The following is a 24,333-nucleotide window of genomic DNA, read 5'->3' as shown; positions in this document are numbered from 1 at the left end:
GTGACTGATATCAATGCCGTAGCTTCTGAAGTGAGTAAGTTGAAGCTGCGTTTAGACCAAGCTCAATTGACCTATCGCGATGCTTCATTGAAGTCCCGTCGTGAAATTGTCATTCTCAAGCGTCTAATCAGCCGTTTGTCCGTTGCCTGCAAAGGTCTAGACAACGAGCTGGACGAAAAGCTCAGTGAACTGCGTACTGAACTGGAACAGCAGAAAGACGTCAGCAAACTGATCCCGCGACTGGCTGTTGTCGAACGCCTTGTAACCCGCCAGGCTTCGTTCACCGAAAACGAAAATCACCTTTTAGAGCAGCAAATCACCCACAGTGGTGAAACGCTTACACGCTTGCCCGGCCTGCCAGCCCAGCTGAAACGAGAACTCCGCAACCTGCTGGGACAACCTTCGAAAACACTGGCTCAGACCCACAAACATACAATCCAGTTACTGGAGCTGTATGAACGGGCTCTGAAGCTGATATCAGTTTCTAACAATGCCATGGGGATGAAAGACGCCCTGGACCATGACCTTCAGCTTCAACTGACCAATGAACTTCAGCGACTGATCACTGAGCTTGATTTCGACGGTGAAAATGGTGACAGGCTGATGAACATCCGCAACCGCCTTCTGGTTGGCGTTTCACCGAAAACCCTTATTGAGCTATCACTGGAGGTGCTGCGTCTGGTTCTGGACGGAACCCATCACGAACGCCGCTCATCTCAACACTTCCTTGATGGTATTAACAGCGATCTGGCTACCCTTCAGAAAACCACCAACCAAAGCGTCGGACAAGGTTCGGCTCTGTATGAACACCGCAGCGAGATGACCTCAGAGCTGGCTACTCTGGCGGGATCCATCAGACAGGGACTGGGTGAACACAAAAACCTGGAAGCCTGGCGTCCGACACTGACCGACCTGACCAAAGAGCTGCTGGTACTTGCCGAGCGCAACAAAGCTCTGGAGAAAAGAGAAAAGGCGCTGGTTGAACAGCTCAGTTACAACGAAGGCAAAATCAACAACCTGTTTGAACAAACCCAGGACTACCGACGGCGACTGCATGATCAGGAACGTAAGATGTTCCTTGATAACCTGACCCGGGTGTATAACCGCGCCGCCCTGAATGAACGTCTGGAGCACGAGTACCGCCGCTGGCTGCGCTACCAGCACCCGCTGAGTGTCGCGATGATCGATATCGACCACTTCAAGGAAGTCAATGACAACTACGGTCACCTGGCCGGTGATAAAGTACTAAAAATAATTGCTCGTACCATTCGCCAAAACCTGGAAGAAACCGACTTTATCGCCCGCTTTGGTGATGATGAGTTTATGCTCATCCTGCCTGATGTCAGCGAAGAAGAACGTACAAAACGGCTGTCGAACATCAGAGAAAATATCACCCAATTGCCGTTTCGTTTCCGTGAACAGAATGTCTCAATCACTGTCTCTGTCGGTGCCACCCTGTTCCATGGTAACGATACCCCGGACGATATCCTCGAACGCACCGAAAAAGCCCTGTTCAGCGCCAAAAGTGCCGGCGACAACCGCATGCTGTGGATCTCATAACCGGTAATATATACTGACACGGCTATCATCTGTCACACCAATTTCTGGTCAAATCGTCCGTCCCTGTGTATGGTGAATAATATCAGGCGGAGCAATGACCTGTTCTAAAACGGCCAATAGCAACTCATTGTCCTGCTTGCTGATTTTTAAGAAATTGATGCCTGTTCGCATCCTCCTTAAAAACCTCTGAATACTCTCTCCGGACATGTTCACCAACAATCTATCAACCATCAAAGCGTGAACGTAGCCGTATTATCATGACCAGGGAGGTTACCATGATTACTCATATCAGCCCTGTCGGGGCCATGGACCTGCTTTCCCAACTGGAAGTAGATCGCTTGAAAGCTACGGCATCCAGTGACCTGTATCGCCTGTACCGTAACTGCTCGCTGGCAGTACTGAACTCCGGCAGCCACACCGACAACTCAAAAGAGCTACTGGAGCAGCACAAAAGCTTTGATGTCAACGTAATGCGCAGGGAGCGCGGGATCAAGCTTGAGCTGATGAACCCGCCAGAAGATGCCTTTGTGGACGGCAAAATCATCCGCGGTATTCAGGAACATATGTTCTCGGTGCTGCGTGACATCGTCTACGTCAATATGCATGTCGAGCTGCGCAAGGATCTTAACCTGACCAGCGCACCGCACATTACCAATTTCATTTTCAGTATCCTGCGCAACGCCAAAACAGTCCGCTCGGGCGTTGATCCGAATATTGTTGTCTGCTGGGGCGGCCACTCCATTAACCAAATTGAATTCCAGTACACCCGCGAAGTCGGCCACGAGCTGGGCTTACGGGAACTGAATATCTGTACCGGTTGCGGTCCCGGCGCAATGGAAGGGCCGATGAAAGGCGCAGCCATCGGTCATGCCAAACAACGTTATAACCAAAGCCGTTTTATCGGCCTGACCGAACCGTCAATCATTGCTGCCGAGCCGCCAAACCCGATTGTTAACGAACTGGTGATCATGCCGGATATAGAAAAACGCCTCGAGGCCTTTGTGCGGGTCGGCCATGGTATTGTGATCTTCCCGGGCGGTGCAGGTACCGCCGAAGAGCTACTGTATATCCTCGGTATCCTGATGCATCCAGAAAACAAAGGTCAACCATTCCCACTGGTTCTGACCGGACCTAGGGAAAGTGAACCTTACTTCCGAACCCTGGATGCCTTTGTCAAAGATACCCTCGGCGAAGACGCCGCTAAACACTATGAGATCGTGATAGATGACCCGGCGAGAGTGGCCCGGATCATGAAAAATGCCATGCCACTGATCAAAGAGCAGCGACTGGCTACCGGTGACGCCTATACCTATAACTGGTCACTCAAGATCCCGCCGGAGTTCCAGCTACCGTTTGAGCCGACCCATGAATCCATGGCCAGTCTTGATCTGCACATGAACCAGCGGCCGGAACAACTGGCTGCCAACCTGCGCCGGGCGTTCTCCGGCATTGTAGCCGGTAACGTCAAAGAAGAAGGGATCAAAGAAATCGAACGCAAAGGCCCGTTCCAGATCAATGGTGACCTGAAACTAATGAAACGGATGGACAAGCTGCTACGCAAATTCGTTGATCAGCAAAGGATGAAACTGCCGGGTACGGCTTATGTGCCATGCTATGAGATCATCACCAATAATAACCATAACGGAAAATAACATCAGAACAGATTTCCTCCCTATGGAGGTTACACTCTGATGCCACAATGCGTACAATAAAGGGCCTGTATCGGCCCTTTATTTTTCTGCTAAGCCACTGCTATGTCTATTCATCTTGTTGTTATTGATGCCCTGAACCTCATCCGCCGCGTCCATGCCGCCCAGCATGGCGAACCCGACGTTGCCAATACCGCACGAGTATGTTGCCAGGCACTAAGCAAGATCATCAGCAGTAGCAATCCAACCCATATTGTTGCGGTATTTGACCACCACGGAGAAGATCGTGGCTGGCGGGCCGAACTGTTACCCGGTTATAAAGAAGGCCGAAAGCCGATGCCGCAAGAATTGCTCGAAGGCATGGATATGATCCAGGATGCCTTCATGGAGATGGGGATCGACTCTCTGCTTTCTGACGGTGATGAAGCTGATGATTTGGTTGCGACCCTGGCACTAAAAGTGGCCGACCGCGATCAGCAGGTTACCATTATTTCGACTGATAAAGGTTATTGTCAGCTACTGCGCCCGACCCTGCGGATCCGGGATTATTTCCAGCAGCGCTGGCTCGACAGCCCGTTTATTGAAAAAGAATTCGGGGTAAAACCGGAACAACTGCCGGACTACTGGGGACTAGCCGGTATCAGTTCCAGCAAGATCCCAGGGGTAGCGGGTATTGGCCCTAAAGCTGCCGTTGAACTCCTGTCACTTTACCCTAACCTAGAAGCGATTCTGGCTGCCGACGATCTGCCGCCAAAGTGGAAAAAGAAAATCGACGGTCATCATGAAGAAGCAATTGCCAGCAAACAGGTATCCCAACTGAAAACCGATCTCCAACTGGGCTTTAACTTGCAGGATATCCGTTATCAAATAACGGCATAAACAGCAGGTACGGACTAGGAATAACGACCTTGAGGAGCTATGATGCTGAGAATAAATATCAATCTCAGGTCGTATTATGGGTAGTTCGCTGAAGGCTTTGATAAAAGTACCAAAGAAGATAAAAAAGAAATCCACCAAAGCCCTGAAGGCGCTGCAACCAAAGCAATATTCCGCCCCTCAATCACAGACCTCTTCCGGAACAGTCAGCGACGAGCTGGCTGATATTGCCCGCCAGGCGGGAACTGATGCGCTGACAGAGCTGGCAACACCGTTACAGCCGTTTTTGTCATGGTTTAATGAAGGTAGCAGTGGATATGCCAACCAGACACTCAGCACCTCAACGCGTTTAACCTCTGTCGCCACGCCTCCAGGCAACAGGGCAAACTCACCTGCTCTGCTTCGTTTGCCGCTAAAATCGCCCCCGTGTAAGCGATGCCCGGCACTCATCGGTGATATATGCAAATGTGCCGCAAAGCGATTGGGGTAACCGCCAACCGAAAATATAGAGAATAACGCTGGCCTTAAACTGCGCTGCTTACAACTCGCATCGCAACCGGCCCTATTGCCTTTTTCAACACCATCATTGCCATTCCGCGGCATAGCGTATGAGTCCCGGCGCGAACCGCATTTTCCACTAACTCTTTACGTTGCGATGAACGAAGCCAGCCATGGCTCTCCACCGTTTCCATCAAAACCTCAGCATCCACAACGTTTGAATCAAATACAATCGCGACAGAGCCGGCATAACGTTTATGGCGTACTGACGTAATTCCCTCTATTTTCTCAAGCTGTTCAATGAGTACCTTCACTTCCTTCGGGTGCTCGCGGATGAAATCAGAGCGAAATCGAAGACGGTTAGCTGTACGGTGGATATAAGGCTGCATAAGCGACTCTGCAATAATAATTATTGTCATTTAGATTACCGTTTTAAATCTAATTCGCAAATCATTTCATTGATCTATCTCAATATTTATAAAAGTAGCTGATGCCAGAATCCAGCGACCATAATCATAATGAATAAAATTGCCTGAAATGGAAAAAGAGCTCTATCCCACACTGCTGGCACTTCGCCAGTTTTTAACCGTTGCCCACCATATCCCTGGCCGCATTCGCCTGAAATTCAATATCGGTATTTTGCAGCAACTTGCCGGTTTTGATCTCGGCCAGGCAAAAGGTGCCATCAGCAACTTTCCGGCACTAAAAGACTACCGCATCAACCTGGCTACCAGCAGCGTCGTGATCGAATATGACCATGCGCTGGTTAACCCGACACTGGTTGATTCCCTGTTTGCGGACGATGAGCCATCTTTCCGCAGTGCCGTATCAGAAATCCATACCCTCGCACTATCCCTATAACCAATAAGAGAAATAACTATGTCTGATCAAAACCAGCCTCAGGATCCGTGGCAAGGCATGCCGTACCCACCTCAGGGACAGGCAGCATGGCCTCACCACCCACCTCACATGCATGGCTACCCTTATCCTCCACACCCTCATCACGCCATGCCGCCACACGGTTACCATCCACACCCGGGTTATCACCACCCATACGGTTACCCACCAGTACCGCCGCACCACTACCACGGTATGCCACCACACCATCCGGAACACCATGAATCTCATCCGGAGCATGACGCACTGTTCCAACAGGCTCAGGGCATGCTGGAAGGTGTGATGGGTGAACAGGCCGGAATCTTCAAGGATTTGATGCACAAGATGGGCGTCGATGACAAAGAATTCTGGAAAGGTGCGATGATCGGTGCCGCAGCCGCACTGGTGCTGAGCAATGAAAACGTCCGCAACAACCTGCTGCAAATGCTGAGCGGTGCGGGTGACATGCTTAAAGCGGGCGGTTCAAAAGTTAAAGACACAACAGTCAATACTGCACAGAATGTGTCTGACAACATCCAGATGGGAAATGAAATTTTCCGCGATACCTTCAATGCAGGTAAACAAGGCTTCCAGGAGTCTGTAGCTCGCCACCGCGACCCGCAGGACCCAGCACAAACCGAGCCTGACTATGAGTAACAGCCGCGATCAACTCAGTCCGGCCAGCCGGGCCATGCTGGTTGGTGCCCTGCTCGGCGGCAGCGCCTCAGGCGTGCGTCAGTGGCAGGCCTGCCAGCAGGGTGAAGTCGAAGTCAATGACGCAGTACAACAAGTATTGCGTGATGCCGGTAAAGCCGCCCTTGCCAGTGGTGCTGCTACGGCCATTGCCGATCGCCTGGCTGGTCGCCCGGTACTCTCCATGCTGACAATCCTCAGCGCAGGCGCAGCCGGTCTCTACCTGCTTGACGAATTACAAGGAAAATCCCATGAAGAAAACTAACTATTCCCCTTATTACTACGGCATGCCGACACCACCTCCGGCAAACTACCGCCAGAAAAACAGCCGCAGCCACCTGGTTACCGGTATCGTAGCCGGTGCAGCCGTTGCCTACCTGCTCAGCAATAAAAAAGTACAGTCCAGCCTGGCATCCACCGGCTCAAAAGCCTGGTCAGCCGTGCGCGGTGAAGTTGAAGAGCTTAAAGAGCGTCTGGAAGATACTCAGGCAGAGCTGGAGTACTACCGCAACCTTCACAAAGAGCAAGACTGATTGTGATTAAGCTGATCCACCATATTCCAGGCCGGGCCCGTTTCCGCCTGCCTGAACTGGCGGCCAACTCGGATACCACCTCGTGGCTAAAAAAAGGCCTGATGGGGATTCAGGGTGTCAGCCAGATCCGCGTCAACGAGGCCGCCTGCAGTATCACTATTCATTATGATACCCAACTGCTGAACCCGGAACGTCTGGAAGAACGCCTGACCCTGCTTGACTGGAGCGAATCCGAAACCGGTGAACACGAACATGAGTTCACCCGCGGCGAAATCGCGCTGAATGTCATCGGTACTCTGGCTGCCAGCCTGTTACCGGGACGCTGGGGCAGTCTGCCGACTCTGCCTTTGATTGCACCGACTATTCAGGAAGGCATTGAAAGCCTTACTGAAGGCAAACTCAAAGTTGAAGCGCTGGATGCCATAGCCATCGGCCTTGCCAGCTCGCGCGGCGACTACCGCACAGCCATGCTGACCCAGTCACTGCTGACGCTGGGTGAGTATATGGAGCAGGAAACCAGCCGCAACAGCGACCGCGTACTTTCTGAACTGATGACACCAAACACCAGCCAGGTCTGGGTTAAGCGTGACGGTGAAACTCTCCAGATCAGTTCAGATGACATCCATGAACGTGAAGTGATCTTGTTAGGCCCAGGGGATTCGGTTCCGGCTGACGGCAGGATTCTGAACGGCACTGCGCTGGTTAACCAGTCTTCGCTGACTGGTGAAAGTGTCCCTGTGCGTCGGGAGCCTGACGCCTACCTGTACTCAGGTACAGTGATCCAGGACGGTAATATCACCATGCAGGCAGATAAAGTAGGCTCTGAAGCCACAACGGCTCGCATTGCCCACTTTATCGCCGAGTCACTCAGCCAGCAGAGTGAAACCCAGCAGGTTACCCAGCAGATGGCTGACCGCCGTGTGAAAATCACCCTGGGTGTCGGTGCGGCTGTGTTTGCCCTGACCCGTGATATCAACCGTTTGGCTTCCGTGTTCCTGGTTGACTATTCCTGTGCGCTGAAACTCAGCACGCCGGTAACCTTCAAGTCAATCATGTACCGTGCTGCGCAGCAGGGCATTCTACTAAAAGGCGGACGCGCCATTGAACAGCTGGCGGAAATCGATACCTGTGTGTTCGATAAGACCGGCACCCTGACCTATGGCGATATGGAAGTAACGGATGTGGTCTGCTTCAACGAGCAGGACTGTACCCGTGAACTACTAGCCATTGCCGCTTCAGTTGAAGAGCACTGCCAGCACCCGTTATCGCAGGCAATTGTCAACGCAGCCAAGCATCATGACCTGCCGCATATCGAACACGGTGAAGTCGAGTATGTTATTGCCCACGGCCTGCGCAGTACCTTAAACGGTATGCCACTGGTCATCGGCAGCCGCCACTTCCTGGAAGCCCATGAACAGGTTGATTTCAGCAAGGCCGAGTCACAAATCGCCGATCTGGAACAGCACGGTCGCCATCTACTGTATGTGTCGAGCAACCATGAGCTGGTCGGGATTATCGGCCTACGTGATCACCTGCGTCCGGAAGTCGCTGAAGTACTGAGTCAATTACGTAAATCCGGCATCAAACAGCTGGTTCTGCTGACCGGCGATAAAACCAGTAAAGCCAATGAGATTGGCAAGCGCTTTGGTTTTGACCTTGTCTATGCCGAGGCGACGCCTGAAAGCAAATCGTCAATCGTCGAAAACCTGCAACAGGCTGGTCATCGCGTTATGTTCATCGGTGACGGTGTCAATGATGCCCCGGCACTGGTTCAGGCCGATGTCGGTATGGCAATGGCGCAAGGTACGGAACTTGCCCAGCAGACCGCCGATACTGTTTTGCTGAACAGCACGCTGCACGGCGTTGCCGAATCCCGCCAGCTGGCCCTGGAGGCAATGAAGCTGGTGAAAAGCAACATCCGCCTGGCTGAGGTAGTTAACAGCGGCATCATGCTGGCAGCAGCCTTTGGTAAGCTGTCACCAGCCGCCAGTGCCATCCTGCACAACGGTACGACCCTTGCGGTTCTGTTGCGTTCCCTGGCTGCCCGTAACGGCTGATCCAGTCACGTTACAATTGGGCCATAATAAAAAACGCCATCATGATGATGGCGTTTTTTTACAGGTATCTTCAGGTAATAATCCTGATTAATGTGGCGAGCGACTGTCCAGACGCTCAATGTGTACCGTGATTTCTTCACGGTCATGGTACAGATGCTTCGCCTGCAGCTTGAATTTCACACCGTTCTGGATCAGGTACAGCTTCAGGTTTTCGATATCCTGCAGTACCTCATCGTAACGACCTTTCATCGGCAGTTTCAGGTTGAAAATCGCTTCTTTCGCCCAGGCCTTGATCAGCCAGTCACCCATCAGGTGAGCAACTCGCGCCGGCTTTTCAACCATGTCACAAACAATCCAGGTCACGTTCTTGCGTGGTGGCTCAAACTTAAAGCCATCAACAGCATGGTGTTTCACCTGGCCAGTTTCCATCAAGCTGTCAGCCATCAGACCATTATCAATGGCATGAACAAACATTGAACGCTTCACCAGCTGATAAGTCCAGCCCCCCGGACAGGCACCCAGATCCACGCCCCACATACCCGGAGCCAAACGCTCATCCCACTCTTCACGAGGAATGAAGACATGGAAAGCTTCTTCCAGCTTCAGAGTTGAACGGCTTGGCGCATCTGTCGGGAATTTCAGGCGCGGGATACCCATGAAGAACTGCGAGTTGTTGTTCGTATAGGAGTAACCGATATAACAACAGCCCGGTGCAATGAAGCACAAGTGCAGCACAGGTTTTTTCGGGTTGTCTTTGTTATACAGCGCACCCTGTTTACGCATAGCCTGGCGCAGTGGCACCGTAAATTTACGGCAGAACTTCAACAGTTCTTTTGCTTCGTTGGTGTCCGGCGTTTCAACACGCAGATCGCCACAGCGCGGGAAGTCTTCAACCGCTTCCAAAATTGGCGAAATACGATCGTCCTGCGGCAGATCAGTCAGCAGAGTTGAAACTGCAATCATCTGACGGGCGAAAATCAGCTCAGAGAATGGCTGCAGCTGAATGAACTTATCGGCATCACCCTGCTGGTAGAACTCAAACACCACATAACCGGTGTTGTTCTTAGCACGAGGAAAACCATACAGCTCCAGTGCATTGGCTTTGTCTTGAACTTCCCCGGCACATTCTTTCTCAAAGCCAGGACGGCAGTACAACAGAACTTGATTCACTTTCAACCCTCAAGCTGTTCGCCAGGCAGCTACTGCAAGTACCACCCAGCCAATAATAAAACACATGCCCCCGATTGGAGTGATGGGGCCAAACCACTTTATGCCCGTCAGCACCAGCGCATACAGGCTGCCGCTGAAGCACAATATCCCCGTTGCAAAAAACAGGGCTGCGTATGATACCGCTTTTGTCGGCATAATGCGCAACCAAATTCCACATCCCATCATGGCAAGGCTGTGCCAGATTTGATACTGAACGCCGGTTTTAAACACATCCAACATATCGGCCGATATCCGCACTTTAAGCCCGTGGGCAGCAAAGGCCCCAAGAGCGACTGCCAGTGCTGCGCTAATCGCCGATAAAAATAGGATTTTTCCCGGCCAGCTCTTATTCACTGGCATCGACACACTCCCGAATAAAGGCAGCTAATAATTCCACTGCCTGTTCCCGGTTCTGTTGCTCTGTCAGCCCGGATGCTTTTCTTGGCTTGAAACCGTGGTCACCGTCTGGCAGATATTTGATACGAACCGAATTGGCAAACTGCCAGCCCTCGACTTCAGCACGGGTACCGAAGGTATCGCGCTCTCCCTGAAGGATCAGGGTTGGCAGAGTCGTATCCTGCAAATGACCGCCGCGGAAATTATCCGGCTTGCCCGGCGGATGAAAAGGAAAGCCCAGGCAGGCAACACCGCTCACTTTTTCGTGGCAGTTTTCGACATCCGGAGATTCTGCGGCAATATCGGACACCATCAGGCTGGCCATTCGGCCTCCCATGGATTTACCGCCAATCACCAGTTTGCCCTCATCAGCAAAGGCATCAATATGATGCTGAAAGTCCAGCAGCAGTTTTGGCTGGCGATCCGGCGGACGCTTCTTGCCATCCTCGCGACGCTTCACCATATAAGGGAAATCGAACCGGATAACCCGAATGCCGTGTCCGGCCAGGCCTTTGGCAATCGCCGTCATAAACTCATGATCCATGCCGGCACCGGCGCCGTGGGCAAACAGAAACGTTGCTACGGCATCTTTGCTGTCAGGCCCGTCAATTAAATACTCAGGTAATACATCAGACATCCGGCATATCCTCTTGTTCACGGGCTGCTTTCGCCAGTACCCAGTCACGGAAGATCTGAATACGACCGGTCTCCGCCTGCTTCTCCTGGCACACCAGGTAGAAAGCGTTCTTGCTCATCAGAACTTCATCGAACGGACAGACCAGACGACCGGCTTCCAGCTCCGGTTGCGCCAGTACATTGTTTCCCAAGGCAATACCCTGACCGTGTACTGCCGCCTGCAATACCATGGTCGAGTGACTGAAGATCGGCCCCTGGTTTACATTGGTACCAGTAATTTCATGGTGGCGGACAAAGTTCTTCCATTCTTTACGGGAAGTATCATGAAGCAAAGTATGGTTTTTGAGGTCTTCGAGGGAGCGCAGCGGCTTCGGGCCGGTCAATAGCATTGGTGAACAGACGGGGAGCAGAAATTCCTGATACAACTTGTCGGCACGCAGCCCCTGCCAGTTACCACGACCATAATAAATAGCCACATCCACATCATCGGTCAGCGAACCTTCATCCAAATCCACCGCTTTAATGCGAACATCAATATCCGGATGCTGCTCATTGAAATCCGCCAGCCGAGGAACCAGCCATTGGATCGCAAAACTAGGAGGTAAACTAATGGTTAAGGCACCTTTTGCACCTCGCTCCAAGACTTTATCCGTGGCATCTGAGATTGCAGAAAAGATGTCTTTGATGTCCAGAAAATAACTCTGGCCTTCTTCAGTCAACAACAAAGATCGGTTGCGGCGGCGAAACAGCTTAAGTCCCAAAAACTCTTCGAGAGCCTTAATTTGGTGGCTCACAGCGGCTTGAGTAACGAACAATTCTTCAGCAGCACGGGTAAAACTCAGGTGCCTTGCTGCCGCTTCGAACACTTTTAATGAATTTAAAGGAGGTAGACGTCTTGACATACTTTTCCTGCATTAGTTTTTTTTATGGCAAACATTATAAATTGTCCATTGCCGGAGTGCTACATAAACCCTATGATTTGCATCGCAACGGTGAGAGAGGTTCAGTTTTGCCCCCTCGGCATCTTAACTCTCAGTCATAGTTGCGATGTTGTGTTTGCATATTGTCCGGGTTGTGCCGGACGGGTAGTCAATCTACCACTTTTACTTCCTGTATTTTTGACCTGTCTGTCAAAGTTTATTGTTAGCACTGTGCCCCAACACGGTGCTTTTTTTTATCTCTTTTTCCCCAATTCGCCACATTATCAATACCAACACCGTTATAATTAGCCTGAGCCAGCTGATAATCCCTTGCTCTTATGGCAAATAATGGCATGATCGCCACCTCCTTTTTCGCAATGTGACTCACCATGACTGTTCAATTTGATATCAACCAAATCCGCCAGCAGTTCCCGGCACTTGCCCAGGAATGCAACGGCCAGCCGCTTGTCTATCTCGACAGTGCAGCGACAACCCAAAAGCCAACAATTGTTATCGAAACCATCCGACAGTACTACAGCGGTCACAATGCTAATGTTCACCGAGGCAGCCATGCCCTGACGGCTGCGGCAACCACACAATTTGAACAGGCACGCGAAACTGTCCAGCGCTTTATTAACGCCAAACAAAATAAAGAGATCATCTGGACTCGGGGTGCAACCGAAGCCCTGAACCTGATTGCCCAGACCTACGCCCGCCAGAACCTCAAACCGGGTGACGAAATCCTGGTGAGCGAGCTCGAACACCACGCCAATATCGTACCGTGGCAACTCGTGGCGGAGCAGACCGGAGCCAAAGTCGTTAAAATTCCGATGAAACCGGATTGCACCTTAGATATGGACGCCTTCCACCAGCTACTGGGCGAGGAGACTAAAATTGTCGCCGTTGCCCATGTCACCAATGTGACTGGCACCCGAAATCCGGTTGAGGAAATCATTACGGCCGCCCACCAATATGGCGCAGTCGCGGTAATCGACGGTGCCCAGGCAGTTGCACATGAAACGGTAGATGTTCAGGCTCTTGATGCTGACTTCTATGTGTTCTCCGGCCACAAAATCTTTGCCCCTGCAGGGATCGGCGTGCTTTACGGTAAATTTGAGCTGCTGAATGCGATGCCGCCCTGGCATGGCGGCGGTAAAATGGTAGAAAAGGTCTCGTTCGAAGGCACAACGTTTTCAGCCGTTCCGGGGAAATTTGAAGCCGGAACACCGAACGTTGCCGGCAGTCTGGCACTGGCCGCGGCTATCGACTGGCTGACCAGCCTGGATCGCCAAGCCGCCGAAGACCATATCCATCACCTGCGCCAGAAAGCACTGGAAGGCATCAAAGATATTGAAGATCTGCGCATTGTCGGCCTTCAGCCGGATGCCAGCCTGTTTTCCTTTGTGGTTGACGGCGTTCACCATCAGGACATCGCAACTCTGCTTGATCAGCAAGGCATTGCACTTCGCGCTGGCCACCACTGTGCCCACCCGATGCTGGACGCTCTTGGCCTGAACGGTACCCTGCGGGTATCTCTGGCACTATATAATACAGAACAAGATGTTGAACGCTTTGTTGCAGCCCTGCACAAAGCGTGCAGCCTGCTTTAGGAGAAACTGATGAGCCTACCACACCACCCTTTCGGCACAGATATCACCAGCGACCAGATTGTTAACCAAATGGCCGCTGCCAATGGCTGGGAAGACAGGTACCGCAATGTTATTCAGCTTGGTAAGAAGCTGCCTGCACTGCCGGAAGAGCTGAAGCAGGACCAACTGAAAGTAAGCGGCTGTGAAAGCCAGGTCTGGCTGGTCCACCAGCAGGAGGGAGAAGTGTTCCACTTTGCCGCCGACTCCGATGCCCGCATCGTCCGCGGCTTGATCACTCTGGTTCTGGCAGCTTACGAAGGTAAAACGGCAGAAGAAATCAAAGCCTTTGATATTGATGGCTACTTTGACAGCCTTGGCCTGATGGCTCACCTGAGCCCGTCCCGCGGCAACGGCCTGAAAGCCATTGTTGAGCAAATCAAAGCACTGGCCGACGCATAACGGACTGTTTCCGAAAACACTCCGGACAACGAAATAAAAAAGCGAGAGTCTCACAACTCTCGCTTTTTTATACCAATCGGAATTAAGTAAGTGTTCAGATAATTGCGCAGGAAAAATCGCCTAGGACAAGGAAGAGTTTGCCGTAACTAGTTGTGCTAATTACAAAAATTCTAACGCAGCAATAGGTGATTTTAACAAGCAAGAATGATCAAACACTTATACTGATTGGTATCATTTGAGGTGCTTTTCAATCAGCTTATTCAGAATACGCGATACCGCGACAAAACCGAACGTGGCGGTGACCATAGTCGCGGCACCGAATCCGCTGGCGCAGTCCATACGCTTCGGCCCTTCGGCTGATGCCTTAGCACTGCATACCGAACCGTCTGCCTGCGGGTATTTCAGTTGCTCAGTCGAGAACACACACTCGATACCGAATTTGCGCTTCGGATTTTTCGGGAAGTTATGGTGACGACGTAAAGTATCACGCAGCTTCTTCGCCAGCGGGTCCTGAATAGTTTTAGTCAGATCGGCAATCTGGATCTGAGTCGGGTCAATCTGTCCACCCGCACCACCCGTGGTGATAACTTTGATTTTGTTGCGCTTACAGTATGCCAGCAGTGCCGCTTTCGGCTTCATGCTGTCGATGGCATCCAGCACATAGTCAAAACGACCATCAATATACTCAGCGATATTTTCCGGGGTAATAAAGTCATCAATCAGATTCACTTTACATTCCGGGTTAATCAGCTTTATTCGCTCAGCCATCACTTCAATTTTGCTCTGACCGACTGTACCTGTCATGGCATGGATCTGACGGTTGATGTTAGTGACACAAACATCGTCCATATCAATCAGGGTCAGCTCGCCGACACCGGAACGCGCCAGCGCTTCCGCAGCCCATGAACCCACACCACCGATACCGATAACACACACATGGGCAGCACGCAGTATTTCTACTTCACTGTTACCGTACAGGCGGCGAGTACCACCAAAACGCTGGTTGTAGTTGTCAGAAGCCGGGGTATCTAATTCACGCATAACTTTCAGTCGTTCAGATAAAGAATGAGCGCGTTTTATACGCGCTCTGATAACAATTGTCCAGCCTGTGGGTCAGGCAAACTTGCATTATTGCCTATGAAGGTCTACCCGCCAACATTCTGCCACGGACTTCCGGTCTGGCTGCCCTCAAGCCCCAGCTTCCATACCCGGCCGTAATGTTTGTAATGGCCGGCATCAAGCCCGGCTTGCGGCCCCATACCATGGTAGAGATCCAGGTGGTTTTTCTTCACCGCACCGCCAGTATCCAGCGCCATTAATAATTTAAGCACATGCTGGCCGTTCCAATTGCCCTCGCTGTCAAGCTGCGGCACTTCTGCCAGCAACACACTACCCATCGGCAGGTATTCACGATCCGCCGCGACTGAAGCGTGGGCCTGAAGCGGAATACCGGCTGTCCCCATTACATCCAGGCTGTCTTGTGGTTTGAAGAACACAAACGACGGGTTCTGCTCCAGCAGCTCCCTTACAGAAGCGTCATCCTGCTGGCTGACCCAATCTTTAATGGCTTTGAGCGACATCTTCTCGCGCGGAACTTCATCACGCTCAATCAGCACCTTACCGATACTGACATAAGGATGACCGTTCTTGCCGTTATAAGCGAAATACTGCAGCTGGTCGTTATCTTCAAAGTGAACAAAGCCACTGCCCTGCACTTCCATCATAAAGATATCCAGCATCGAAGCGCTGTAACCCAGTTCCAGCCCAAGTCCTTCAAGTGCACCAGCGTAAATATCAGCTCGGGTCGGACACTGCTCTTCGCATTTCGGCATGGCGTAAACCGGATAGCGGAATGTTTCATTCGACTCATGACGCAGTTCAATCACCGGCGAAAAGTAACCGGTAAACATGACATTACCGAACTCATCAGCACCGCCCATCTGAGCAATCTGAATACCGTAATTACTCAGTTGTGTCGGGTCACCACTTTCCTCTGCCCACTTCTGAAGGTGCTGATAAAGCGGCTGATACTTTGCAGCCATTGACGGTGAGCGCTCCAATACCAGCTCCATCTGCTGTTCAAACTGGCTGTAATCCCTCGGTTTATCAGACTCTACCGTCGATACCTGATTTAATACCTGGTCAAAGCGGCCATCAATATATTGCTGACCATGGTCTGTCGGCCTGGCACAACCGACCAGACCCAGAATTAACATTGCAATTGTTGCTTTACGAAACACGGTAAAGACCTATGAAATAATTAGGATATTTTCATCGCAAGTATGCACAAAGCGATGACGGCATGAAAGTAAGAATGTTTAACACTTTGTATAAAACAATATGTCAGGGCTCTGTCTTTTATCAAAAACAGTTACCTGCGACAGCAACAAAACTTAACGGAACCGACAGTTTTCAGGAAGGAAAGGGAAAGAGATGAGTAAAATTATGTGCAATTGAGCAGACAATGTTCAGGATCGCCTTCACGGGCAAAAGACGAAATGTAATGCGCCGGCTGCTGACGAACAAAACGGCCTTCATGAAGCTTATAGACATAGGTGTCATCACCCTTACGATAACTGAGAATCTCACCATCCCAATCATATCGAGTGGTAACCTGACGACCGCCAACAAACACACCCTCCGGGCGAATTTCAAAACGGTCAGCAACATAAGGGGCAACTTCTTTTTCTACCCAAACACCGTTGATATCAGGAGGCGGCTCCTGACCAAGCGTTTGTGCATCAATAGCGCCTACTGCAAGCATGGCTGAGAAGAGAAAGCCGATCACAACACCCGTCACAACGAAGGCAAACTGCATTTTCATTTTCTGGTTTTTCTTCATAGGGCGGATTCTCAATTTGATCAATTCTGAATATACCTCAAGCAAGTCAGTTTTCGACAAAATGAACAATATGGAGTACGACAACGAGATCTTGAATCCAAAAAATCCGCTTTGATGCTGAACGGTACTGCTTGAACCAACCACTATTATCAGCGACTATGCTTGCATAATTATTAAGCATTTTTCGACGATAAACTGAATGATGCCTCACACTAATAGCAGCCTAATAACAAATCACTCAATAAATAACACGGATGTATGACAGTGAAGCTACGAAGTACCGATTTGGTAAAAGGATTTCGCCAATCCGCACCGTACCTCAACGCCCATAACGGCAAAACAATAGTGATCATGCTCGGTGGTGAAGCCATTGCCGACAGCAACTTCCCCCGTATTGTTAATGATATCGCCTTGCTGACCAGCCTTGGCCTGCGCATCGTGCTGGTTTACGGCGCCCGACCGCAGATCAACCAATTGCTTGAGGCGCATAACGTTTCCAGTCCTTATCACAAACGGATCCGAGTCACCGATAAGCGCACCCTTGAGCTGGCTAAACAGGCTGCCGGACAGCTCCAGCTTGATATCACCGCTCGTTTTTCCATGGGGCTGAACAATACCCCGATGGCTGGCTCGCAGATCCATATCGTCAGCGGCAACTTCATTATTGCCCAGCCGCTCGGGGTTGATGACGGTACCGACTATCACAACAGTGGCCGGATCCGACGCATAGACTGCCAGGCTATCAATCGCCAGCTTGAACAAGGTGCCGTTGTCCTGCTGGGACCAATCGCCAGCTCCGTCACCGGCGAGTGCTTCAACCTCACTTCAGAAGAAGTTGCCACCCAGCTCGCGATCCGCCTTAAGGCCGATAAGCTGATCGGCTTCTGCTCCGAACAAGGAGTGCTTAATGATGACGGTAGTGTCGCCTCAGAGATGCTGCCTCACGAAGCAGAACAAGCCCTGCAAAAGCTGATAGAAAATGATGCTGACGACTGCGGTACAGGACGCTTCCTGCGTGGCGCAATCACAGCCTGTCTGGCAGGCGTTCCCCGCAGCCACCTGATCAGTTACAAAGAGGATGGCGCGCTGATCCAGGAGCTGTTCTCCATCGACGGTATCGGCACCCAGATAGTTATGGCCAGTGCCGAGAAGACCCGCCAGGCTGGCATTGATGATATCGGCGGAATACTGGCCCTGATCCGCCCGCTGGAGCAAGACGGAATTCTGGTACGCCGCTCACGGGAACAACTGGAGCAGGAAATCGGGCAATTTACCATTATCGAGCGCGACGGCCTGATCATCGGCTGTGCCGCCCTGTACCCGTTTGAAGATGAAGAAATGGCGGAGATGGCCTGTGTCGCCATTCATCCCGATTACCGCGACGGCGACCGGGGCGTTATCCTGCTCAATAAATTACGCCAGCAGGCTAAAAGCATAGGTCTGAAGCAACTTTTCGTCCTGACTACCCGTAGCCTGCACTGGTTCCTGGAACAAGGATTTTATGAATCCAGTGTCGAGCAGCTGCCGATGGCCAAAAAAGCCCTCTATAACTTCCAGCGCCGCTCTAAAATTTTAATTCTGGAGCTATAACTTCAAACATAGCCTCAAACAAAAAGAGCCGGCACAAGCCGGCTCTTCCACTAAACTATACTCCTGACTCCCCCTTGCCTAACCAAGCAGCTGAGCCAGACCACTGGCCCGCTCCGTCCGCAAACGCACCGAGCGATGAACAATCTCCGGCAAGGCAAACATATACAGCTTCTCCTTGGCTCGGGTTACACCTGTGTAAATCAGCTCCCGGGTCAGGATAGGGCTGAAATCAGTCGGCAACACCATCAGGGTATCGGCAAACTCCGAACCCTGTGATTTATGAATGGTCATGGCATACACCGTCTCATGTTCAGGCAAACGGCTCGGCAATACCGCACGGATAGAGCCGTCCGGCATATCAAAATATACCCGCAGGCGGCGCTTTCCGGTTTGCGGATCCGGCTCGGCATCCAGCATAGCAATACCGATATCACCGTTATACAGGCCGAGACCATGATCGTTTCGGATGATCATCACCGGACGACCGACATACCAGGTGTCATCCCCCGGATTGATCTTACCCGCCCGCATAAGACCTCGTTCAATACGCTGGTTCAGGCCGGAAACACCGAAGTCCCCTTCCCGCAGCGCACAAAGCAGACGTACCCGTGAAAATGCTTTCAATACCTTTTCCGGTTTCTCACCGATTTCAATCGCATCAAGGTAATCACGGTAAAAGTTCACCGTCATATTGATCATCCGTTCATAACTCTCGGTACAAAGCGGGTACTGGTGAATATCCTTAAAACCTTGCTGCCAGACCTGCTCAACCTGATGCGGCTGACCACCATTAATGGCTTTAGCCAGCTGGCCGATCCCAGACTGAGCATGGAATCGATAGCTCTTGCGCAGCATACACAGGCTATCTGCCACTGTTGCCGCTCCGCCTTCCACGGCAGCAGCAAAACGGTAGCCGGTCAGCAGGCTAAGCTGCTCACCCTGCTCCGGACTGTATTCCTGATTCGAGAAAGAGCAGATATCCCCCAGCACAGCACCGGCTTCAACCGAGGCCAACTGATCCCGGTCCCCCAGCAAAATCAGCTTAGCGTGAGGCGGCATCGCATCCAACAGGCGGGCCATCATCGGCAAATCCACCATTGAGGCTTCATCAACCACCAGCACATCAAGGTGCAGCGGGTTTTCACGGTTATGACGGAATTCAACCCGATTCGGAATCGAACCCAGCAGACGGTGAATAGTACTGGACTGGGTCGGGATCAGATCTTTCACTTCCTTCTCAATTGCCAGTGACTGCACCGCAGCACCAATCGACTCTGTCAGACGCGCCGCCGCTTTACCGGTTGGCGCCACCAATTTGATGGTCGGCACCTGTTCGGCATCACCGCCACTGGCCTGCATTGCCTGAGTCACCAGAGCTGCCAGCAGCTTAGCAACCGTGGTGGTTTTACCTGTCCCCGGCCCGCCGGAAATGACGGCAAACTGACGGGTCAGCGCAACCGCGGCCGCCACTTTCTGCCAGTTCAAGCAAACCGCATTCGGCACTAAAGTATCCAGCATCGCCAGATCAGAGGCACGGGTAGCCGCAGTCAGCACCCGGTCGATGGCACCCCAGTCGAGTTCTCCGGCTGCGACCACATCCAGCTTATCGCACACTTCCGCCTGACGCGCCTGCGGGCTATCCGGCTCAGCTTTTTCCCCATTGCGCAGCTTCTGCAACGCTTCAAACAAATAGGTGTAACTGCGGGCAAACAGTTCATCGAGTTTAGCGGCCATCTGAGGCATCGCAACAGCAGCCGATGACGCAGCGCCCGATGACTGTTTCAGGCGCGAAGCAACCGTCTGCTCAAACTGCCAGTAACGGTTGAGGTACAAACGTCCGAGCTCCAGCACCAATGGCGTCGCTCCGTGGCCGACAGACACAGCCGCCGAAGCTGACAGGACCGAGCCCCACGTCTCCAATGCCGGCAGACCTTCAAGTAACTGGCTGGAATGCTCTGTCCCCAGTCCCAATACATGACCTCGTTCCAGTTTGGACAGCAGCAGGCAGACATGCCCCTGCCCTAGTTCATAGCTGGTTTGTGCCGCCGCCAGTGTCACCAGCTGACGGGTTTCTTCGCAGTCTGAAGCCGCCACTGTCGTTGCTATAAACTTAGCGAACTGATAATCCAGCGGACGGATAGCCCCTTGCCGGGAAAGTAATTCAAGCCGTTTAAGCATCCAGGTATTCTCCGTCAATCAGTGTTTCCAGTTCAGTCAGCAACTCCAGACTCGGGCGGGCATTGAAAATACCGCTGTCACCCTCAGCCCTGACACCACGCAGGAACAGGTAGTAGACACCACCGAAATGGGTGTCATAATCATAATCAGCCTTACGGCTCTTGAGGAAACGGTGCAGTGCCAGCGCATAAAGCTGGTACTGAAGATCGTAACGGTGTTCAGCCATCGCATGAGCCAGCTTATCGCCCCGGTAAACATCCGGATCATCACCGAGGTGATTAGATTTCCAGTCCAGAACGTAATAGCGTCCCTGATGCTCAAACACCAAGTCGATAAAGCCCTTGAGCATCCCGCTGACCGTGGTGAAACCCAATTCCCCGGCCTTTGCTGACAGGGGATCATGACGGGCAATCACCTTATTGAGCAAAGGTGCCGACAGCACATTGATCGGCAACATAAACTCCATTTCGGTCAGGCGGCTGGAAGCCTGTACCCTGCCCAGTTGCAGGCAGTCACCGTCAAGGTTACAACTCAGCACATCACGAATCATGGTTTGCAGTACCGGCAACCACTCCTCGTCATAGTTTTCCAGTCTCAACAGTTCAAGAATCTTACTGCGGGTAGCTTCGCTGTCGACCGGCTCAGTGAACTCAATTTCTTCAAACAAGGTGTGCAGGAAAGTACCCGGACGCGCACCGCGCGGGAAGGTATAAATAGTACGCTCCGGCTCGACTAATTCACCGTCTTCGCCGTCACTGTCCTGTGAAGAATCGGTATCAAAACCCGGCAGTTCAAATGAGGCATCAAGATGATGACTGCCCTGCTTAACCAACCCAGAGTAACTGGTGATCCACCAGTTACGTTCAATCTCTGTTGTAAACTGAGCGACAGACAGAGCCGGTTTTTCTTCTTCCAGCGGAGTCCATGGTGACTCCGGCAGCTCTGGCGGGGTAACGACAGCCATGGTCGATGATGCCTGAACCAGACGTGCAAGCGCCGCATCCAGATCTGCCACACTTCCTTCCTGACCGTCCTGAACCAACCAGCCAATCGCTGAATTATGCAATCCAGTCGGCTCTTTACGACTTAGTCCGTTACGCAACGGTGACATGCCGATATAACAGCCGTAGACAGCACGGGTCAGGGCCACATAAATCAGACGCAGATCTTCCGCCAGGCGCTCTTTCTCAGCCAGCTCCATACTCTCGTCGGTACCGGCAACATCCAGCACCGCCTGCTGAGTCTGCTCATCATGGAACAGGGCCGTCCCCGCCGTCCGGTAACCACAGACAAACGGCAGGAAGACGATGTCATACTCCAGACCTTTGGATTTATGGATGGTAACGATTTGCACCAGGTTACGATCTGATTCCAGGCGCAACTGCTGCTCTTCGGCATTACCGTTCGGCTCTTCGATATGTTCAGCCAGCCAGCGGATCAGCGCATGGTCACTGTCGAGCGTCTGACTTGCCTGTTGAAGCAACTCGCCGATATGGAGGATATCTGTCAGGCGACGCTCTCCGCCGTTTTCACTTAACAGACGCTCAGGGATCCGACGGCTCGCCAGCACATGGCGCAGCATCGGCAATACCCCGCGGCTGTGCCACAGCTTACGATATTCCCGGAATTCCGCCACATGCTGTTCCCATTTGTCTTCATCGACATTGAGCTCATCAAGCTGGCTGGCACTGAGCGCAAACAGGCCGGAAGCCAACGCCGCACGCAGGCCGCGTTCTTCTTCCGGCACCAGAACCGCCACCAGCAGGCGCTGGATATCACAAGCTTCGGCACTGGCGAAGACACTGTCACGGTTCGACAGGTAAACACTGGCAATCCCCTGCTCGGCCAAAGCATGACGGATCATCGCCCCTTCCGCACCGGTACGCACCAGTACCGATATATCACCGGCCCGGATCGCTTGGCGCTTCTCGCCTTCGACCAGCACTGCTTCACCCTGTTGTGAAAGCGTAAGGATCTTCTGAATTTCCGCAGCAGTCGCAGCTGCCATCACCTGCTGGTAATCACCTTTTCTAACCGGTTCATCAGCTTCCTGACGCCAGAAACTCAATGCTGGTTGCTTGCTCCCTGCCAATTGCCAGCTCCGATCCGTTGCCTTCGGGCTGTGGTTCACCGGCAGGAAAGTAATGTCCTGATCATAAATAAACGGGCGCTGCGGCGTGCGGAAGATGGTGTTGACGGCTTCAACCATTTCAGCTGTTGAACGCCAGTTGGTTCCCAGGGTGTAGTGAGCTTTCACCTGGCGACGAGCCTGAATATAAGTAAAGATATCAGCACCACGGAAGGCATAAATCGCCTGCTTCGGGTCACCGATCATAAACAGTCCACAGGCCGACTCCTCACTGCCAGCGTCAACTTCAGCTTCTGACGGCTTTTCACCATAAACAGTGTTAAAAATGCTGTACTGAAGCGGATCGGTATCCTGGAATTCATCGATCATCGCAACCGGAAACAGAGTACGGATCCGCGCAGCCAGGCTGCCGTCTGCATCATTGCTCAGCGCCGCAGCCAGTTGGGTCAGCAGATCGTCAAATGACAGCCAGCCTTTACGACGTTTGGCCTCAGTCAGCAACTGACGGCACTCTCTGATAGCATGTGCCAGCAGCGGATCCCTGACATTCGGCTTGTTAGCCAGCAGCTCGCCAATAGCAACAAACACAGGATGCTCCGGCGGATTCCCTTTGCTGGTCTTATCAAACAGCACCTGTTGATCAAATTTTTCCAGCGCTTTCGGTAACTGGTAACCGGAGGTTTCCTGCTCGGCCCAGGCACTGACTTCCGCCAGCGCCTTCGGCAAACTGGTCTTGGTATAACTGCGCTTGTTGACCCCGGAACCGGCAATCAAATCCTGGAAATCAGCCGCATCAGCACGCCACAAGCGCTTCACATGCTCAATTCGGGCAATATTGTCGTCATGAACCTGTTGCAACGAATCTTTCAGCTCCGGCGCACGAATTTCCACCTCGGCACCGGACAAAAACGGGTTAACATCACGTAGCAAAGTTGCCGGCGATACCCAGATGCTGCGCACCTCACCAGCCAGTGTTTTCGGCAATGGGTAGAAGTTGCGGCGCCAGTAATCAGCCACCACCTGCGCCCGAAGGTGACTCTCTTCGGTGACGAACTCATTGTTGAACAGGCTGCCAGACTCAAACGCATTCTGGGTCAGCATCCGCTGACAGAAACCATGAATAGTGAAAATGGCGGCTTCATCCATCTGACGTTCGGCCTGCAGCAAGATCGATGCCGCCGCTTTATGATCGGCAAGATCATCCAACAAGGGTTTGATCACCGGATCGTCACTATGGCCTCGGCTGAATGCCAGCCGGGCATCATGGATCCGGCGGCGAATACGATCACGCAGCTCCGCAGTTGCCGCTTCGGTAAAAGTCACCACCAGAATCTGATCAACAGTCAGCTCGCGAGGGAAGCGGCTGTTGTTATCACCATGCCCGAGCAGCAGACGCAGGTACAGACTGGCAATGGTAAACGTCTTGCCCGTACCGGCCGAGGCTTCAATCAGCCTGTTACCGTGCAACGGGAAGGTCATCGGCTTAAGCTCCTGCGGCTCAATGAGTACCGCAGAATCAGTAAGGTCAGGCGAAATGTGTTGTTGAGTCATAGGATGCGCAAGTTCCTGTTATTGCACGAACATGGGTTCGGGCAAAATAAATTTTTGTGATCGAGCACAAATTCAAACAAAAATATCGAATTAGCCAACTTTGAGTTCTATCACTATGAGAGCTGTTTCACG

Annotated in this window: 23 protein-coding genes; 12 read left to right on the top strand and 11 right to left on the bottom strand. The window is 52.1% G+C overall.

Annotated elements, in window-relative coordinates:
* The 4 genes from AACQ93_RS03410 (at window position 1) to AACQ93_RS03395 (ending at window position 4,575) form a co-directional block, all read left to right on the top strand.
* Window positions 1-1,560 (top strand): GGDEF domain-containing protein, encoded by a 1,560-nt coding sequence (locus AACQ93_RS03410; protein WP_064602204.1) that lies wholly within the window; start codon window positions 1-3, stop codon window positions 1,558-1,560.
* A 275-nt stretch (window positions 1,561-1,835) separates the two neighbouring features.
* Window positions 1,836-3,212, top strand: a complete 1,377-nt coding sequence (ppnN, locus tag AACQ93_RS03405) for a nucleotide 5'-monophosphate nucleosidase PpnN (RefSeq protein ID WP_064602201.1) — start codon at window positions 1,836-1,838, stop codon at window positions 3,210-3,212.
* A 102-nt stretch (window positions 3,213-3,314) separates the two neighbouring features.
* A complete protein-coding gene (gene xni / locus AACQ93_RS03400; RefSeq protein WP_064602198.1) occupies window positions 3,315-4,088 on the top strand; it encodes a flap endonuclease Xni in 774 nt (257 codons plus the stop codon).
* 76 nt (window positions 4,089-4,164) lie between these two features.
* The gene (locus tag AACQ93_RS03395) at window positions 4,165-4,575 is read left to right on the top strand and encodes a hypothetical protein (protein WP_157097508.1); all 411 of its coding nucleotides are present in this window, start codon (window positions 4,165-4,167) and stop codon (window positions 4,573-4,575) included.
* Window positions 4,576-4,609: 34 nt separating this feature from the next.
* Here the strand turns inward: AACQ93_RS03395 and AACQ93_RS03390 are convergent, their stop codons facing one another.
* Window positions 4,610-5,002, bottom strand: coding sequence for an HMA2 domain-containing protein (locus AACQ93_RS03390; protein WP_064602192.1), 393 nt, complete (start codon window positions 5,000-5,002; stop codon window positions 4,610-4,612).
* 109 nt (window positions 5,003-5,111) lie between these two features.
* Between AACQ93_RS03390 and AACQ93_RS03385 the strand changes: the two genes are divergently transcribed.
* Genes AACQ93_RS03385 through AACQ93_RS03365 form a run of 5 tightly spaced genes read left to right on the top strand, consistent with a single transcriptional unit; the run spans window position 5,112 to window position 8,742 of the window.
* Window positions 5,112-5,444 (top strand): cation transporter, encoded by a 333-nt coding sequence (locus tag AACQ93_RS03385; protein WP_157097507.1) that lies wholly within the window; start codon window positions 5,112-5,114, stop codon window positions 5,442-5,444.
* 18 nt (window positions 5,445-5,462) lie between these two features.
* Window positions 5,463-6,116: a YtxH domain-containing protein gene (locus AACQ93_RS03380; RefSeq protein WP_198160091.1), complete on the top strand. Its 654-nt coding sequence runs from the start codon at window positions 5,463-5,465 to the stop codon at window positions 6,114-6,116.
* Window positions 6,109-6,417, top strand: a complete 309-nt coding sequence (locus AACQ93_RS03375; RefSeq protein WP_007470889.1) for a hypothetical protein — start codon at window positions 6,109-6,111, stop codon at window positions 6,415-6,417. Before AACQ93_RS03380 ends, AACQ93_RS03375 begins: the two co-directional genes overlap by 8 nt.
* Window positions 6,404-6,685 (top strand): YtxH domain-containing protein, encoded by a 282-nt coding sequence (locus AACQ93_RS03370; protein ID WP_007470891.1) that lies wholly within the window; start codon window positions 6,404-6,406, stop codon window positions 6,683-6,685. The genes AACQ93_RS03375 and AACQ93_RS03370 overlap by 14 nt, the downstream gene beginning before the upstream one ends.
* Window positions 6,686-6,687: 2 nt before the next feature.
* Entirely contained in the window at window positions 6,688-8,742 is a 2,055-nt protein-coding gene (locus tag AACQ93_RS03365; RefSeq protein WP_232323282.1) for a heavy metal translocating P-type ATPase, read from the top strand.
* Window positions 8,743-8,829: 87 nt separating this feature from the next.
* On the opposite strand, the gene rlmM is transcribed toward AACQ93_RS03365, so the two are convergent.
* The 5 genes from rlmM to AACQ93_RS03340 all read right to left on the bottom strand — a co-directional run bounded on the left by rlmM (window position 8,830) and on the right by AACQ93_RS03340 (window position 12,258).
* The gene (gene rlmM, locus AACQ93_RS03360; RefSeq protein ID WP_064602177.1) at window positions 8,830-9,912 is read right to left on the bottom strand and encodes a 23S rRNA (cytidine(2498)-2'-O)-methyltransferase RlmM; all 1,083 of its coding nucleotides are present in this window, start codon (window positions 9,910-9,912) and stop codon (window positions 8,830-8,832) included.
* A 9-nt stretch (window positions 9,913-9,921) separates the two neighbouring features.
* Window positions 9,922-10,311, bottom strand: a complete 390-nt coding sequence (locus AACQ93_RS03355) for a DUF423 domain-containing protein (protein ID WP_064602174.1) — start codon at window positions 10,309-10,311, stop codon at window positions 9,922-9,924.
* A complete protein-coding gene (locus AACQ93_RS03350) occupies window positions 10,298-10,984 on the bottom strand; it encodes an alpha/beta fold hydrolase (RefSeq protein WP_064602171.1) in 687 nt (228 codons plus the stop codon). The genes AACQ93_RS03355 and AACQ93_RS03350 overlap by 14 nt, the downstream gene beginning before the upstream one ends.
* Entirely contained in the window at window positions 10,977-11,885 is a 909-nt protein-coding gene (locus tag AACQ93_RS03345) for a transcriptional regulator GcvA (protein WP_007470899.1), read from the bottom strand. Before AACQ93_RS03345 ends, AACQ93_RS03350 begins: the two co-directional genes overlap by 8 nt.
* Before the next feature lie 241 nt (window positions 11,886-12,126).
* Complete coding sequence (locus tag AACQ93_RS03340) at window positions 12,127-12,258, bottom strand: hypothetical protein (protein WP_255377045.1); 132 nt, start codon at window positions 12,256-12,258, stop codon at window positions 12,127-12,129.
* Between the two features lie 34 nt (window positions 12,259-12,292).
* Here AACQ93_RS03340 and csdA point away from each other — a divergent pair, with 34 nt between their 5' ends.
* Together csdA and csdE are read left to right on the top strand one after the other, a co-directional pair.
* Window positions 12,293-13,513, top strand: coding sequence for a cysteine desulfurase CsdA (gene csdA, locus AACQ93_RS03335; RefSeq protein WP_064602168.1), 1,221 nt, complete (start codon window positions 12,293-12,295; stop codon window positions 13,511-13,513).
* A 9-nt stretch (window positions 13,514-13,522) separates the two neighbouring features.
* The gene (gene csdE, locus AACQ93_RS03330) at window positions 13,523-13,951 is read left to right on the top strand and encodes a cysteine desulfurase sulfur acceptor subunit CsdE (protein WP_064602166.1); all 429 of its coding nucleotides are present in this window, start codon (window positions 13,523-13,525) and stop codon (window positions 13,949-13,951) included.
* Between the two features lie 231 nt (window positions 13,952-14,182).
* Here csdE and tcdA read toward each other — a convergent pair whose 3' ends face one another.
* The 3 genes from tcdA to AACQ93_RS03315 form a co-directional block, all read right to left on the bottom strand.
* Complete coding sequence (tcdA, locus tag AACQ93_RS03325; RefSeq protein ID WP_007470907.1) at window positions 14,183-14,992, bottom strand: tRNA cyclic N6-threonylcarbamoyladenosine(37) synthase TcdA; 810 nt, start codon at window positions 14,990-14,992, stop codon at window positions 14,183-14,185.
* Between the two features lie 104 nt (window positions 14,993-15,096).
* Entirely contained in the window at window positions 15,097-16,191 is a 1,095-nt protein-coding gene (gene mltA, locus AACQ93_RS03320; RefSeq protein ID WP_084418928.1) for a murein transglycosylase A, read from the bottom strand.
* A 203-nt stretch (window positions 16,192-16,394) separates the two neighbouring features.
* Window positions 16,395-16,793, bottom strand: coding sequence for a DUF2850 domain-containing protein (locus AACQ93_RS03315; protein WP_064602161.1), 399 nt, complete (start codon window positions 16,791-16,793; stop codon window positions 16,395-16,397).
* A 264-nt stretch (window positions 16,794-17,057) separates the two neighbouring features.
* Between AACQ93_RS03315 and argA the strand changes: the two genes are divergently transcribed.
* The gene (argA, locus tag AACQ93_RS03310; protein WP_064606469.1) at window positions 17,058-18,383 is read left to right on the top strand and encodes an amino-acid N-acetyltransferase; all 1,326 of its coding nucleotides are present in this window, start codon (window positions 17,058-17,060) and stop codon (window positions 18,381-18,383) included.
* 78 nt (window positions 18,384-18,461) lie between these two features.
* On the opposite strand, the gene recD is transcribed toward argA, so the two are convergent.
* Both recD and recB read right to left on the bottom strand, forming a co-directional pair.
* Window positions 18,462-20,561 (bottom strand): exodeoxyribonuclease V subunit alpha, encoded by a 2,100-nt coding sequence (gene recD / locus AACQ93_RS03305; protein ID WP_064602158.1) that lies wholly within the window; start codon window positions 20,559-20,561, stop codon window positions 18,462-18,464.
* Window positions 20,554-24,201: an exodeoxyribonuclease V subunit beta gene (gene recB / locus AACQ93_RS03300; protein ID WP_084418925.1), complete on the bottom strand. Its 3,648-nt coding sequence runs from the start codon at window positions 24,199-24,201 to the stop codon at window positions 20,554-20,556. Before recB ends, recD begins: the two co-directional genes overlap by 8 nt.
* Window positions 24,202-24,333 lie beyond the last annotated feature (132 nt).

Origin of the sequence: Photobacterium sp. J15 (assembly GCF_963870815.1) — a bacterium.
Taxonomy (GTDB): domain Bacteria; phylum Pseudomonadota; class Gammaproteobacteria; order Enterobacterales; family Vibrionaceae; genus Photobacterium; species Photobacterium marinum.
Note: the sequence above shows the minus strand (reverse complement) of the source record. Positions and strands in the feature narration are given on the sequence as shown.